This is a genomic window from Actinoplanes sp. CA-142083 (assembly GCF_050942195.1).
In the GTDB taxonomy this organism is placed as follows: Bacteria; Actinomycetota; Actinomycetes; order Mycobacteriales; family Micromonosporaceae; genus Actinoplanes.
Genome location: NZ_CP192076.1, coordinates 1,360,476 through 1,374,803 on the forward strand (window position 1 = coordinate 1,360,476; position 14,328 = coordinate 1,374,803).

General features: G+C 71.8%; 16 protein-coding genes. 12 read left to right on the top strand and 4 right to left on the bottom strand.

The features are described 5' to 3' along the window. Positions 1 to 2 precede the first annotated feature (2 nt). The 4 genes from ACQPZX_RS06485 to ACQPZX_RS06500 all read right to left on the bottom strand — a co-directional run bounded on the left by ACQPZX_RS06485 (position 3) and on the right by ACQPZX_RS06500 (position 3,651). Positions 3 to 1,001 (bottom strand): AAA family ATPase, encoded by a 999-nt coding sequence (locus ACQPZX_RS06485; RefSeq protein WP_433375720.1) that lies wholly within the window; start codon positions 999 to 1,001, stop codon positions 3 to 5. 15 nt (positions 1,002 to 1,016) lie between these two features. Beyond that, positions 1,017 to 1,883, bottom strand: coding sequence for a S1C family serine protease (locus tag ACQPZX_RS06490; RefSeq protein WP_433375723.1), 867 nt, complete (start codon positions 1,881 to 1,883; stop codon positions 1,017 to 1,019). 80 nt (positions 1,884 to 1,963) lie between these two features. After that, positions 1,964 to 2,728, bottom strand: a complete 765-nt coding sequence (locus ACQPZX_RS06495) for an ABC transporter permease (protein WP_433375726.1) — start codon at positions 2,726 to 2,728, stop codon at positions 1,964 to 1,966. Further along, positions 2,725 to 3,651, bottom strand: coding sequence for an ATP-binding cassette domain-containing protein (locus ACQPZX_RS06500; protein ID WP_433375729.1), 927 nt, complete (start codon positions 3,649 to 3,651; stop codon positions 2,725 to 2,727). The genes ACQPZX_RS06495 and ACQPZX_RS06500 overlap by 4 nt, the downstream gene beginning before the upstream one ends. A gap of 63 nt (positions 3,652 to 3,714) precedes the next feature. Here ACQPZX_RS06500 and ACQPZX_RS06505 point away from each other — a divergent pair, with 63 nt between their 5' ends. From ACQPZX_RS06505 to ACQPZX_RS06560, 12 genes are all read left to right on the top strand, one after another. Beyond that, on the top strand, positions 3,715 to 4,458 hold the full coding sequence (locus ACQPZX_RS06505) for a TetR/AcrR family transcriptional regulator (protein WP_433375732.1): 744 nt from the start codon (positions 3,715 to 3,717) through the stop codon (positions 4,456 to 4,458). A gap of 43 nt (positions 4,459 to 4,501) precedes the next feature. After that, positions 4,502 to 6,226, top strand: coding sequence for a beta-propeller fold lactonase family protein (locus tag ACQPZX_RS06510; RefSeq protein WP_433375734.1), 1,725 nt, complete (start codon positions 4,502 to 4,504; stop codon positions 6,224 to 6,226). Further along, a complete protein-coding gene (locus ACQPZX_RS06515; RefSeq protein WP_433375737.1) occupies positions 6,223 to 6,639 on the top strand; it encodes a sigma factor-like helix-turn-helix DNA-binding protein in 417 nt (138 codons plus the stop codon). Before ACQPZX_RS06510 ends, ACQPZX_RS06515 begins: the two co-directional genes overlap by 4 nt. After that, on the top strand, positions 6,636 to 7,313 hold the full coding sequence (locus tag ACQPZX_RS06520; protein WP_433375739.1) for an anti-sigma factor family protein: 678 nt from the start codon (positions 6,636 to 6,638) through the stop codon (positions 7,311 to 7,313). Before ACQPZX_RS06515 ends, ACQPZX_RS06520 begins: the two co-directional genes overlap by 4 nt. Positions 7,314 to 7,382: 69 nt before the next feature. After that, entirely contained in the window at positions 7,383 to 8,684 is a 1,302-nt protein-coding gene (locus ACQPZX_RS06525) for a hypothetical protein (RefSeq protein ID WP_433375742.1), read from the top strand. A 280-nt stretch (positions 8,685 to 8,964) separates the two neighbouring features. Further along, positions 8,965 to 9,951, top strand: coding sequence for a helix-turn-helix domain-containing protein (locus ACQPZX_RS06530; RefSeq protein ID WP_433375744.1), 987 nt, complete (start codon positions 8,965 to 8,967; stop codon positions 9,949 to 9,951). 64 nt (positions 9,952 to 10,015) lie between these two features. Continuing rightward, the gene (locus ACQPZX_RS06535; protein ID WP_433375747.1) at positions 10,016 to 10,816 is read left to right on the top strand and encodes a class I SAM-dependent methyltransferase; all 801 of its coding nucleotides are present in this window, start codon (positions 10,016 to 10,018) and stop codon (positions 10,814 to 10,816) included. Between the two features lie 63 nt (positions 10,817 to 10,879). Further along, the gene (locus ACQPZX_RS06540; protein WP_433375750.1) at positions 10,880 to 11,074 is read left to right on the top strand and encodes a sigma factor-like helix-turn-helix DNA-binding protein; all 195 of its coding nucleotides are present in this window, start codon (positions 10,880 to 10,882) and stop codon (positions 11,072 to 11,074) included. Positions 11,075 to 11,126: 52 nt separating this feature from the next. Next, positions 11,127 to 11,501 (top strand): PadR family transcriptional regulator, encoded by a 375-nt coding sequence (locus ACQPZX_RS06545; protein WP_433375753.1) that lies wholly within the window; start codon positions 11,127 to 11,129, stop codon positions 11,499 to 11,501. Next, positions 11,498 to 12,373 carry a permease prefix domain 1-containing protein gene (locus ACQPZX_RS06550; RefSeq protein WP_433375755.1) on the top strand — a complete coding sequence of 292 codons (876 nt, stop codon included), beginning with the start codon at positions 11,498 to 11,500 and terminating at the stop codon, positions 12,371 to 12,373. The genes ACQPZX_RS06545 and ACQPZX_RS06550 overlap by 4 nt, the downstream gene beginning before the upstream one ends. Positions 12,374 to 12,504: 131 nt before the next feature. Then, on the top strand, positions 12,505 to 13,509 hold the full coding sequence (locus ACQPZX_RS06555) for an ATP-binding cassette domain-containing protein (RefSeq protein ID WP_433375756.1): 1,005 nt from the start codon (positions 12,505 to 12,507) through the stop codon (positions 13,507 to 13,509). Beyond that, entirely contained in the window at positions 13,506 to 14,279 is a 774-nt protein-coding gene (locus tag ACQPZX_RS06560) for an ABC transporter permease (protein ID WP_433375758.1), read from the top strand. Before ACQPZX_RS06555 ends, ACQPZX_RS06560 begins: the two co-directional genes overlap by 4 nt. The last annotated feature ends 49 nt before the right edge of the window (positions 14,280 to 14,328 follow it).

The window sequence follows — 14,328 nt, forward strand, 5'->3', positions numbered from 1 at the left end:
GGCTAGCGGCCCCTGCCGGCCGGCTCGGGGACCGGCAGGTTCGCCAGGATCTTGGAGAGGACCATGTCGGGGGTGACCTCGTCGGAGAGCGCCTCGTAGGAGAGCACCAGCCGGTGCCGCAGCACGTCGAGGGCCAGGTCGCTGAGGTCCTCGGGCACCACGTATTCCCTACCGCGGATGTAGGCCAGCGCCCGGGCGGCCAGCACCAGGCTGATCGACGAGCGGGGGCTCGCGCCGAAGGTGACGTAGCGGGCGAGGTCGCTGAGGCCGACCCGGGCCGGCTCGCGGCTGGCGTGGGCGAGCTGCACGGCGAACTCGATCAGCGACGGGTCGACGTACACCTGATCCGCCGCCTGCTGAAGCCCCACCAACGTCTCCGGGTCGATGATGCGCTGAATGATCGCGGGCGGCATCAGCGCCCGCTCGACCACGACGAACTCCTCGGTCGCGCTCGGGTAGCCGACCAGCACCTTCATCATGAAGCGGTCGACCTGCGCTTCCGGGAGCGGATAGACGCCCTCGTTCTCGATCGGGTTCTGGGTGGCCATGACCAGGAACGGGTTGGGCACCTTGTGGGTCTCGCGGCCGATCGTGACCTGCCGCTCCTGCATGACCTCGAGCAGCGCGCTCTGCACCTTGGCCGGCGCCCGGTTGATCTCGTCGGCCAGCAGCAGGTTGGTGAAGACCGGGCCGAGCTGCACCTGGAACTCGCCGGTCGGCTGGTGGTAGACGCGGGTGCCCACGATGTCGGCCGGCACCAGGTCGGGGGTGAACTGCACCCGGTGGAAGTCGCCGCCGATGGCCTGCGCGAGCGACTTCACGGCGAGCGTCTTGGCCAGGCCGGGCACGCCCTCGACCAGGATGTGGCCGCGGGCCAGCAGCGCCACGATCAGCCGCTCGAGCAGCAGGTCCTGCCCCACGATGGTCTTCTTGACCTCGTAGAGCACCTTCTCGATCGGGCCGGCCGAGGCGGCCGGGGCCGCCTGGTCACTCCAGTTCATGCAGTCCGTCCTTCGCTACAGGGGAGGCGTGCGGCCGTCCCCTTGGCCGCCGCCGAGGGCCGCGCCGATGGGAACGGCGAAGCCGATGCCGATGAAGGTGCCCGCGTCGGTCGGGTTGGCCAGCGCCACCACGATCCCGGCCACCTGCCCGCGGTCGTTGATCAGCGGCCCGCCCGAGGAGCCCGGGTTGACCGCCGCGTCGAACTGGATGAGCCCGCTGATGTCGCCGCCCTCCTCGCGGGACATCACGCGGTCGAGGCCGGAGACGACGCCGCTGGTGGTGCTCGCGGTCAGCCCGAGCGGGTTGCCCATCGCCACCACGTCGTCGCCCACGGTCAGCCCGCCGCCGAGGGTGGCCGGCACCAGCGTCTCGGGCAGCTTGGCCGGGGTCAGCGTGGCGATGTCCTGCTTGGGGTCGGCGCTCTTGACCTCGGCCGCCGACGTGGTGCCGTCGGTGTAGGTCACCTGGATAGCCACGGCGCCCTCGATCACGTGGTTGGCCGTGAGGATGGTGCCGTCCGCGTTCGCGATCACGCCGGTGCCGGTCGCGGACTCGGCCATGCTCTTGGCCGGCGAGTTCGACGTGGTCTTGCCGGTCGAGCGGATGGAGACCAGCGAGGGCAGCACGGTCTGGTAGACCTGACCGGTCGTGAGTGGCGCGTCCGATGGGGACGGCGCGGCACTCGGCCTGTTTGCCGCGGGGGCCGGAGCACTGTCGCCGCCTCGGAAGATCACTACAGCGGTGATCGCCACGGCCCAGACGAGGACCGCGGCGATCAGCAGCTTTCGGCGCAGATCCGGTTTTTGGGGCTTTTCTTCCGGTTTGTCGGCACCCTCCGCCGGGAGCACCGCCATCACCGGACGATCGCCGACGCTCTGCATCTTTCGACTGTAGGAGCGGATTCTCAAAATAGGTTGAGAGCCGCCTCAAGGTTCCCGGTCCGCGAGACTTGGCAATACGGTCAGGTCAGACGCCGGTAACGACGTATCGCCAATGGCACGAACACGGCGAGCAGGACGAGCGGCCACACCGCCGCCGGCCAGATCGGCCCCTCCGATCCCGGATTGCCGAAGAGTTGCCGGGTCGCGTCGGCGGTGGCCGACAGCGGATTCCACTCGGCGATCGTGCCGAGCCAGCCGGGCATCGTGTCGGGCGAGGTGAAAACGCTGGAGAGGAAGCCGAGCGGCCACACCAGGATCTGCAGGGCCATCAGCGTCTCGGGCTTGCCGGCCGCCAGCGCCAGCCAGATGCCCAGCCACAGCAGCGCGAACCGCAGCAGCAGCAACAGGCCCACCGCGAGCAGCGCGTCGACGGCGCCGTTGTGCCAGCGCCAGCCGATCGCGAGCCCGCAGGCGATCAGCGCCACCAGGCCCACCGCGGCGTTGATCATGTCGGCCACGCTGCGCCCGGTCACCACCGAGGCCGCCGAGATCGGCATCGTGCGGAAGCGGTCGGTGACCCCGCGCTGCGCGTCGGCGGCCACCGCGGTGTAGGTGCCCTCCAGCCCGAAAGCCATGGTCAGCGTGAACATCCCGGGCAGCAGGAACTCGCGGTAGTCGCCGCCGCCCGGCACGATCATGGCGCCGCCGAACAGGTAGGCGAACATCAGCAGCACCATCACGGGGAAGACCAGATCCAAGGCCAAAAGCCCCGGTTGGTTGCGCCAGTGCAGCAGCGTGCGGCGGGTGAGGGTCCAGCTGTCCGAGATCATCCAGTACGCCGTCACGTCGCACTCTTTTCTGTCAGCGAAAGAAACACCTCGTCGAGGGTGGGGCGGCGCACGCCGATGTCCTCGGCGTCGATCCCGCTCTCCCGGAGTTGCTGGGCGACCGCGGTCAGGGCCGCGACCCGGTCGCGCACCGGGACGCTGACCAGCCGCCGGTCGGGGTCCGTCTTCGGCGCGCCCATTCTTTGCACGATCATGATTAACTCGTCGAGTTGTGCCGGATCGCGCACCACGACGTCCAGGTGGTCCTCGCCGAGCCGGCCCTTGAGCTCGTCGGACGTGCCGGCCGCCACGACCCGGCCGTGGTCGATCACGGCGAGCGCGTCGGCGAGCTGGTCGGCCTCCTCCAGGTACTGCGTGGTGAGCAGCACGGTGGTGCCGTCGGCGGCCAGCGCGCGGATGGTGCGCCACACCTCGTTGCGGGCGCGCGGGTCGAGGCCGGCGGTGGGCTCGTCGAGGAAGAGCACGGCCGGGTCGGTGATCAGGCCGGTCGCGAGGTCGAGCCGCCGGCGCATGCCGCCCGAGTACTTCCCGGCGGACCGGTCGGCGGCGTCGGTGAGGTCGAAGCGCTCCAGCAGGTGGGTGGCGCGGGCGCGGGCCTTGGCGCCGCCCAGGTGGTGCAGCCGGCCGAACATCTCGAGGTTCTGCCGGCCGGACAGCTGCTCGTCGACCGCGGCCTGCTGGCCGACCAGCCCGATCCGGGCGCGCACCCGGTCGGACTCGCGCACGACGTCGTGCCCGCCGACCTCGGCCCGGCCGGAGTCGGGTCGCAGCAGCGTGGTGAGGATGCGGACGGCGGTGGTCTTGCCGGCGCCGTTGGGCCCGAGCAGTCCGTGGATCGTGCCGGCCGGCACCTCGAGATCGAACCCGTCGAGGGCCGTGGTGGAGCCGAATCGCCTGGTGAGTGCCTCGGCGAAGATCATTACCTATCTCCTTACGGCGTACGGAGTTCGTTGAGTATAGCCCGACTCCGTACGCTGTAAAGGGTGACGACCGACTTCACCGGTGGCGGCGACCCGCGACGCACGATCGAGCTGCTCTGGGGCGTGCGAGACGCCGCACGCCCCGGCCCCAAGCCCCGCTTCACCGTCGCCGAGGTGGCTCTCGCCGCCATCGCGATCGCCGACGCCGACGGGCTCGGTGCGCTCTCCATGCGCAAGGTCGCCGATCGGCTCGGCGTGAGCCCGATGTCGCTCTATACCTACGTGCCGGGCAAGGCCGAGCTCATCGACCTGATGTTCGACACGGTTCAGGCCTCCGGTGAGGTGGGCGGCGACGACTGGCGTGAACGACTCGAGCGGGTTGCCCGGGACAACTTCGCCCTCTACCTGCGCCATCCGTGGCTGCTGCAGGTTGCGCCCGCCCGCCCGCCGCTCGGTCCCAACGTGATCGCGAAGTACGACCGCGACCTGCGGGCCGTCGACGGGATCGGGCTCGGCGACATCGAGATGGACCTGGTTGTGCAGATGGTCGCCGACTACGTGCACGGGGCAGCGCGGACCGCGGTGGCGGCGACCCTCGTCGAGCAGCGCACCGGGCTCAGCGACGAACAGTGGTGGGAGCAGGCCGCCCCGGCCCTCGAGAAAGTGATCGACCCGGCCGCGACGCCGACCGCGTCCCGGGTCGGCTCGGCGGCCGGCGCCGAGTACAACGCGGCGAGCGATCCGGCGCGGGCCTTCGAGTTCGGGTTGGCCCGGCTCCTCGACGGGGTCGCGGCGCTGATGAAATAGATTACGCTGATCCCCATCACTACATGATGATCGCGGGGACACTATGAGTGATCTAGGCCTGCCGACGCATGTGTTGACCGAGATCGACAGCCCGATCCGGGAGGCTCGTCTCACGGCGGTGGACGAGCTGGCCCGGATCGCGGCCGGCGCCGATCTCGGCATGGCCTCTGCCGCGCGCCGCGCCCTCGAGGGTCTCACCCAGGACGACAGCCGCAGCGTCTCGGCCGCGGCCGCCACCGCTCTCGAGCGCACCGCCATCCGCCTGCGCCCCGACCGGGTCGACTTCGGACAGATCGCGCCGGGCACCCCGCGCGTGGTCGCCGACGTGCTGGTCGACGGGCCGCCGCTGGCCACCGCGACCGCCACCGTGACCGTCTCGGGTCCGGGGTTGCGGGCCATGCTCGCCGGCCAGCAGCTGCGCATCCTCTGGCAGCCGCGGTCCGAGTGGCTCGACGGGTCGGTCACCGTGCGCGGGCCCGCGGGCTGGGGCGAGGTGCGGGTCACCGGCCAGGTGCTGATGGCCGCGGCGCCGATGACCCGGACTGGCGTCGAGGCGCAGATGCGAGCGGTCGACGGCCTGTCGACGTACGGGCCGCCGCGGGTCACCGTGCTGCCACCGCCGCGCGAGCGCCGCAGCCCGGCCGGCGCCGTGGCGCTGGTCGCCGGGCTCACCGCGCTGGTGCTGCTGGGCGGCGTCGGCGTCGCCTGGGCGCTGGTCAGCGACCGGGAAGGCGGCGGCGCGCAGAACGCGATCGCCCAGCCGCCGCCCACCTCGGCGCCGGCCCTGGAAGCCGCGACCGCCGCCACCGGCGACGCCCCCGCGCCGGCCACCACGATCACCCGCGAGGCGCTCGCCAACCGGATATCCAGCGTCGCCAAGCCCGCCGTGATCGGCACGATCAAGGTCGGCAACGAGCCCGAGGGCATCGCGGTCTCGCCCGACAGCAAAACCGTGTACGTGGCCAACCAGGGCGAGAAGGCGTTGTCCGTGGTGGACGCGGCCAGCCGCAAGGCGACGAGCATGAAGCTGCGCAACACCCCGCGGTTCGTCGCCGTCTCCCGCGACGGCCGCCTGGTCTTCGCGTCGATGTACGAGAACGACCTTTCCGGCAGCGGCGTGGCCGTGCTCGACGCCGCCGGCGAGATCCACCACTACCTCGACACCGGAAAGCAGCCCTACGCCCTGGCGGTCGGGCCGACCGGCAAGCTCTGGGTGCCCATCCACTCCAGCGGCCGGGTCGAGATCTACTCGTCCACCGGTGGGGTCGAGGAAAAGCGGATCAACCTGCCACGCAACCCGCACGCTGTCGGCTTCTCCAGCGACCAGCAGCGGGCGTTCACGGCCAACCACGAGTCCAACGCGGTCGCGGTCGTCGACACGAAGTCCGACAAGTTCCTCAAGGCGATCCCGGTCAGCAAGGCGCCGCACAGCCTCGCCGTCTCGCCGGACGGGCGGCGGGTGCTGGTCGCCGGCTACGAGGCGAACGCGGCCAACCTGATCGACACGGTGACGCTCAAGGAGACCGGGCCGTTCAAGGTCGGCAGGCAGCCGCAGAGCGTGGCGTTCGCGGCCGACGGCGAGCACGCGTACGTGGTGAACGAGGGCGATGACACGATCTCCGTGCTGAACGGCCGCACCGGTCAGCTCACCGCCACGGTCAAGGTCGGGCACAGCCCTCGTACGGTCGCGGTGTCGCCGGACGGACGGCTCGCCTTCGTCTCCAACGGCGCCGACGACACCATCTCGGTGCTGCGGGTGGGGGAGTGAGCCGCCGGGGTCGCGCCGACGAGGTGCTGGTCCGGCGGATCTACGAGGAGCACGGTGCGGCGCTGCTGGCGTACGCGTCCCGGCTGGCCGGCGATCGCGTCCGCGGCGAGGCCGTGGCGCGGCAAGCGCTCCTGGCCGCCTGGCGCGACCCCACTGTCCTCGACGGTCCGGCCCGCGCGCGGCTGTTCGCGATCGTGCGCGACCTCGCCGGCGTTTTGGGGGAACCCGACGCCATGGCCCTGCTCGGCGCGATGGAGGCGCTCGAGCCCGAGCACCGCGACGTGCTGCGGGCGCTCTACTTCCAGGGCTGCGACGTCGCCGAGGCCTCCGAGTCGCTCGGCGTGCCGGCCGGGCAGGTGAAGGCCCGCAGCTACCACGCGCTGCGGCGGCTCCGGGAGGCGGTGGCGGGGTGAGCGAGCACGAGACCGACCTGCTCGGGGCGTACGTCCTCGGCGTCCTCGACCGCGACGAGCAGGCCGTGGTGCAGTCGCATCTCGACGGCTGCCCGGTGTGCCGGCGCGAGGTCGACGACCTGCGCGGGATGGAGGCGGGGCTGGGCGAGATCCCGCCGGAGGCGTTCCTCGAGGGCCCGCCGCCCGACGGCGACCTGTTGCTGCAGCGCACGCTGCACGAGGTGCGCCGGCTCGGCCGCCGCGAGGTCCGGCGCACCCGCCTCCTGGTCGCGGCCGTGGTGATCGCCTTCGCGGCCGTGGCGCTCGGTGCGGGCGCGGTGATCGGCCGCATCACTTCGTCGGAGTCGCCCGTCGTGGCCGCCACCTCGGCCGCGCCCGGCGCGCGCACCGGCGCGGCCACCAACATCGCGACCGGGGTGTCGATGCGCGCGACGGTCAAGCCGGCGGCCGGCTGGGTGCGGGTCAACGCGACGGTGACCGGCGTGCCGGCGGGGGAGCAGTGCCGGCTCTTCGTCGTGGCCGCCGACGGCGCCCGCGAGCCGGCCGGCAGCTGGCTCGCGTCGGAGTCCGGTTCGACCACCCTGGACGGCGCCGCGCTGATGCCGCCCGCCGACGTGACGGCGGTGCAGGCGGAAACCTATGCGGGTCAGATCCTCGTAGCTGTTCCGATCTAGGGGATTCGATGCATATCATCAGAGCGTGATTGCTCAATATACCCAGAGTTATGAAGCCGGGTGGCTCTCATGACCACCACGGGCTGGGTCATGTTGGCAATCACGATCTTCGGCGCGTTCTGCTACGGGACGGCGTCGATCCTCCAGGCCGTCGGCGCGCGCCGGGCCGCCAGCACGGTCAAGTCGTTCGGCCAGCCCATCTATGTGGTCGGTGTGCTGCTCGATCTGGTCGCCTGGTCCTGCGCGATGGTCGCGCTCAGCCAGCTCGCGGTCTACCTGGTCGAGTCGGTGCTGGCCGGCTCCCTCGCGATCACCGTCGTGGCCGCCCGGGTCGTGCTCAAGTCCCGCCTGCGCGCGGTCGACGTCGTCGCGGTCGCCATCTCGATCGCCGCCCTCACCGCGCTGGCCATGTCGGCCGGCCCGCAAGAGGACGTCCCGCCCTCCACCGGCCTGCGCCTGTGGCTCTGCGGCGCCGCCGTCTCGGTCGCCCTGCTCGGCTGGGGCGCCACCAAGTGGGGCCCGCCCGGCGTGGTCGCCTGCTTCGCGGGCCTCTGCCTGGGCGGCGCCGCCCTGGTCGGCCGGGCCCTGGCCTTCCCCGACGACATGATGTCGAGCGTCCGCTCGGCCGTCCTCACCATCCTCACCGACCCGCTGATCGCCGCCCTGGTCATCTTCGGCGTGAGCGGCATGATGCTGTATGCGAACGCTCTCCGCGGCGGCCAGGTCGGCCCGGTCACCGCGGTCCACTGGATCGCCGAGGTGACCGCGCCCTCCGCCGTGGCCTTCCTCTTCCTGGGCGACGCCATTCGTCCCGGGTGGAGCATGGTCGCCCTCGCCGCCGGCGCCACCACCATCGTCATGGCCGTCATCCTGGCCACCGCCCCCGCCAACAAAGCCGCCGTCGAGGCCGCCGAGCTGGCCCAGCAGGCCCTGCCCGCCCCCGCGACCCGCCCCCAACTCCCCGCCGCCCCCACCCCCGCGGCGGCTCGTCCCGCCGCGGCCCGCCCCGCCGCTCCTCGCGCCGTCCCCCGTTCACCCCTGCCGCCGCTGGCCCCCGCCAGCCACGCCGAGCGGATCATCTGGTGGGGCCCGCCCCCGATCTGGGTGCCGCCGCAGCGCGCCCGCCACGCGCTCGCCGGCGGCGCCCAGCCCTCACTCACGTGGGCCCCACCTTCCCGCCAGCCGCTCTGGGCCCAGCCCCGCCCAGCCGACTCCGACGCCATCCCGGTAGTCGCCGGCGACACCACCGCAACCCCCGTCTTCGCCGACGACACCACCGCAACCCCGATCTTCGCCGCCGACCCGTTCGAGGCCTTCGACGCGCCCCTCGTCGCCGAGCCCGCCCGCCCGCACCCCTGGCACGACCTCTGACCGCTGACCCATCCGCAGCAGTTGACGCGCGGCATCGACCAGGGCGTGGCCTGGGCCAAGGCTGATGTCCGTCACCGCGCTGTTCGTGACCGCCGGCGCCACGCCCGCTGATCACGCCCTCGCTCCTGCAAAACCGCAGTCGTCGCCAAGCTCGCCGTACCCTGTCTTCGCTGGTCTCAGGCTCATGCTTTGCTTGGCGCCGTCAGGTGCTGTCCGGTAGGCGTCCTTTCCGGGCGCCTCATCGGCGTACGCTCAGAGCCTTCTCCGTGGTGGAGGAGCCATGAGCACGCTTGTCACAACCACCGAAGTGCCGCCCGCCGACCGGTTCGACTTCATCCAGGGGTTGACCAGCACGTTGTGGGTGCCGATGGAGTGCGGCGGCCGCTGCCCGCCCGACTACCGCGGCGAGTTCCGGGCCAGCGGCCTCGGCCCGATGCAGGTCGTGGTGCTCGACATCATGCCGATCACGGTGCGCCGGACCACCGAGCTGATCTCGCACACCGATCCCAACATGCTCAAGCTCTTCCTCGTCTGTGGCGGCGGCGCCTCGGTGGTCGATCAGGGTGGCCGGCAGGCGCGGTTGTCGGTCGGGGAGTTCGCCTTCTATGACACCCGCCGGCCGTACGAGGTCTCCTGTGGTGTCGACGAGCGGCCGACCCGGGTGATGACCTTCATGTTTCCGCCGTCGTTGTTGCCGCTGTCGCCGAGCGGCCGCAAACATCTGACCGCGGTGCGGATCCCGGCGACCGCGGGCATGGGCGACCTGACCGCCCAGTTCCTGCTCCAGCTGGCCCGCAACGTCGAGTACTGCACCCCGGCGGAGGCCGCCCGGCTGTCCACCGCCGCGCTCGAGATCCTCGCCACCCGGCTGGCCCGGGAGTTGGAGGTCAGCGACTGGGGCACGCCCGAGGCCCGCCGGCACGCCCTGCTGGTCACCGTTCAGGGCTTCATCCAGCAGCACCTCGGCGATCCGCAGCTAAGCCCGGCCGGCGTCGCCGCGCACCACCACATGTCGTTGCGGTCGTTGCACCAGCTGTTCCACGACGAGGGAATGACCGTGGCCGGCTGGATCCGGTCGCGGCGCCTGGAGCGGTGCCGGCGCGACCTGGCCGATCCGGGCCTGGACGCCCACCCGGTGGCGGCCATCGCGACCCGGTGGGGCTTCGCCAGCGCCGCCGACTTCAGCCGGGCCTTCCGCACCGCGCATGGCGTGCCACCGGCGGAGTACCGCAGGTTCGCACGGGTTGTGAACACGTCTGCGCGCTGACCCAACGACACCGGGCGCCGGCCGCCCTCACCCTGGCTTGAAACCGGAGAAGAGGGTGATGGCGATGATCTATCCATTCGAGGACCGGGTTGCCGAGGACCAGCGGCTCGTCGCCCAGGGCCAGGTGTTCGATCCGCTCACGCGACGACTGCTCGAGCGGGCCGGGCTGGTGGCGGGCATGCGGGTGCTCGATCTGGGAAGCGGCGCCGGCAACGTGGCCCGACTGGCCGCCGACCTGGTCGGCCCGGGCGGCGCGGTGGTCGGTGTGGAACGTGACCCGGCGGCGGTCGAGTTGGCCCGGCGGCGGACCGACGCGGCCAACGTGGAGTATCGGGTCGGCGACGTGCAAACGCTGGACGGGATCGAGAGCGACTTCGACGCGGTGGTCGGCCGGCTGGTGCTGATGTATCTGCCCGATCCGGTCGAGGCGCTGCGCCGGGCCGCGTCGCGGCTGCGACCCGGCGGGCTGATCTGCGTCCACGAAGCCGATCTGACGTATGCGCCGGCCGGCCCGCTGACCCCGACCTGGGCGCAGGCTCACGGCTACTTCCTGGCCGCGCTGGAGAAGGCCGGCATCGAACGGCGGCTGGGGCCGGCGTTGTTCACCATGTTCCGGGTCGCCGGGCTGCCGGACCCGGAGCTCCTGGTCGAGCTGTTCGTCGCGGGCGGGCCGGCGGCGCCGGCGTGGGCCTGGGCCAACGTGATCGCGGCGACGGTGCCGCTGATGGAGTTGCACGGCGTGGCCACCCGCGCCGAAGTCGACCCACCCACCCTGGCCGACCGGCTGCTGGGCGAGACGCTCGCCGCGGACGGCTGCGTGCTGGGGCCGCCGATGTTCGGAGCCTGGGCGACCATCCGTCGGTAATCGGGCGAATACGCCGCAGGTGCGCACTGGAGTTGCGAGGCGGCCCTGGCCAGAGTGCCAAGGATGCCGACCTCGCCGACGGAACTGATGCTGCAAAGCCTCCCGGCTCAGCACCGGGAGATTCTCGTCGCGACGTACTTCCGTCGCCGGACGATGGGCGAGGCCGCGCAAGAGCTCGGCCTCGCCCCTGCTGTGGCCAAGGCCCGCCTCTATGAGGCGATGCGCGATCTCTCGCTGATGCTCGCCCCGCTGCCGTAAGACGCCGGGCGGCTATACCGCGTCAGGTACTGTTCCTGATACAGTAGCTGTCGTGATTGAGGAAACGTCCGAAGACGTCCTCGCGGCCGACCTGCTGCGTGGCCACACCGACACGATCGTGCTGGCGGTGCTGCGCGACGACGACCGCTACGGATTCGAGATCTTCAAACGGATCCGGGACGCCACGGGTGGCCGGCACGAGATCAAAGAGGCCACCCTGTACGCCACGTATCGCCGCCTGGTGAAGGACGGCCTCATCGAGGCCTACTGGGGTGACGAGAGCCAGGGCGGCCGGCGCAAGTACTACCGGATCACCGACGCCGGCCGCGCCGTCTACCGCCGCAACGTCGCGGCCTGGGCGCTCACCCGCGACCTCATCGACACCCTTCTCGACCTGGACTCGGCCCCCGGAGGGCGATCATCGTGACCAATCCCAGCGACATCGCCGACGTCCACCGCCTGCTCGACGAGGCGTTCGCCGGCATCGAGATGACCCCCGAGCGGCAGGATCTGAAGGAGGAGGTCCGCGCCAATCTGGTCGCCCGCACGGCCGAGCTGCACGCCGAGGGAGTTTCCGGCAGCGCCGCCGCGCGCCGCGCGATGGAAGAGCTTGGTGACATTCGCACGCTCATCGACGAGACAAAGACTTCCGCGTACGCCACGAGCACAGTGCTCCGGGTCCGCCCTCGTCCGGTCTTCGTCCTGCGCACGGTGATCCTGTCGGCGGTCGGCGTCACCGGCCTCGCCGTACTCGCGCTCGCCGCCACGGCCGGCGGCGTCCCCCTGGCCGGCGAGGCCGTCGCGGCGCTTGCCGTCGCCGTGGCCGGCGGCGCGATCACCGCCGACGCCCTGCGCCAGGAGACCACGAGCAACCACCCGATGCCCACCGGCCGCGCCGCCGGCTACGGCGTGGGGACGCTGCTGGTCCTGGCGGGCCTCGGCTGCGGCTGGCTCTACCTGCGCGGGGCCGATCTCGCGTGGGTCTTCGCCGGCGCGGTGCCGCTGGTCGCGGGTGTCGGGATCCTGAGCTACCTCGGCGCCACCCAGACCAACCGGCACAAGCAGTGGGTGATGCGCATGGCGGAGTCGCACGCCGACGTCGGCAACCGCTTCACCGAGGACCCCTCGGCCGCCGCCCGGTTCGGCATCTACACCCTGGTGATCTGGCTGATCGCGATCGCCGTGTTCGTCCTGCTGACCCTGACCGTGGGCTGGCTGTGGTCGTGGCTCGCCATCGTCGGCGGCGTCGTGGTCATGATGATCACGGTCGCCCGCATGCTGTTCGTGACCGACAAATAGACCGTGGTCGTGGTGCGCCAACACCACGACCACGGATCGACACCCCGGACCAGTCGACCTCGGCCGGCCTGCCGTCAGTGCCCTGCAGCCAACACGGTAGCTCACCGGCCGTTCCACGGAAGGAGAGCACCATGCCCATCTCGGCGCCCGCCATCGAGGCGGTGGAGTTGGGAAAGACGTACGGCAAGGCCGCGAAAGCGGTCCATGCCCTGACCGACCTGAGCTTCACCGTCGAACCCGGCACCGTCTTCGGCCTGCTCGGCCCCAACGGCGCCGGAAAGTCGACCACCGTGCGGATCCTCACCACACTCAGCCGGCCGGACACCGGTCAGGCCCGCGTACACGGCATCGACGTGGTACAGCAGCCGGAGAAAGTCCGGCAACTGATCGGGTACGTGTCGCAGAAGCCGGGCTTCGATCCGGTCGCCACCGGCCTCGAGAACCTGGTCCTCCAGGGTCGCATCCACGGTGCTTCGGCGCGGGACGCCCGGTCGCGTGCGGCCGGCCTGCTGGAGCGGTTCGACCTGACCGAGCCCGGCCGCCGGCTGGCCGGCACCTGGTCCGGCGGCATGCAACGCAAGCTCGACGTGGCCATGGGCCTCATGCACCGGCCGCGGGTGCTCTTCCTCGACGAGCCCACCACCGGCCTCGACCCGGAAGCGCGCCGGGAGCTGTGGGACGAGATCGCCCGGCTGGCCCGTCAGGACGGGCTGACCGTGCTGCTGACCACCCACTACCTGGAGGAGGCCGACCACCTGGCCGCGCGACTGGCCATCGTGGACGCCGGCCGGGTGGTCGCGGCCGGCACCCCCGACCAGCTCAAAACCGCCCTGGGTGGCGACACCATCCGAGCGGCCCTGGTACGCCAGTCCGACGCCGACCGCGCGCGCGGCGTCCTCGGCTCGATCCCCGGGGTGGGCGCCGTCGTCGCCGAGGGCGGGGCGCTGCAGGCTCGCGTCTCGAACGGCGCGGCCGTGCTGCCCGGGGTGCTGGCCAACTTGGACGCCGCCGGCATCGAGCTGGCCTCGGTCGGCGTCGCCCGCCCGTCACTCGACGACGTGTACCTGCATCACGCCGGCCGCAGCTTCGGTGAGGCCGACCGCATCGGCGCCGGCCGCGAGGCGGTGCTGCTGTGACGCTCGCGCTGACCCACGCCCGCCTGCTGACCGGCCGCTCGCTGCGCACCCTGTCCCGTCAGCCCGCGTACCTGATGTTCACCCTGGTCCAGCCGCTGGTCTGGCTGCTGCTGTTCGGCCAGCTCTTCCGCCGCGTCGCCGAACTGCCCGGCTTCGGCGGCAACTACCTCGACTACCTCACTCCCGGCGTGGTCGTCATGACCGCCATGATGTCCGCCGGCTGGAGCGGCACGGCGATCGTGCAGGACATGGAGCGCGGCGTCATGGACCGCACCCTGACCTCCCCGATCCGCCGCTCCGCCCTGGTCACCGCGGGCCTGACCCACCAGGCGCTGGTCACCGTCGTCCAGTCGCTGATCATGTTCGGCGCCGGCCTCGCGGCCGGCGCCCGCTACCCCGGCGGCGCCCCCGGCCTGCTGGTCATGCTGGCCTGCGCGGTCCTGATCGCCACCATCTTCGCGGGCTTGTCCAACGCCATCGCGCTGCTGGTGCACCAGCAGGAGGCACTCATCGCCGTCTCCCAGTTCCTGGTGCTGCCGCTGGCGTTCCTGTCCTCCATCATGATCGCCCCCGCCCTCATGCCCGACTGGGTGGCCCAGGCGGCCCGCTTCAACCCCGTCGACTGGGCGGCGGTGGCCAGCCGCGAGGCACTGAGCACCACCCCGGATTGGGGACTGGTCCTCAACCGGGTGGCACTGCTGACGGCCCTGGCGCTGCTGATGGCCTGGCTGGCCGCTCGCGCCTACCGCACCCACCAGCGGTCGCTCTAGGACCACATAAAAGAGGGGCCACCCAGTCGCCGGGGCGGCCCCTCTTTGT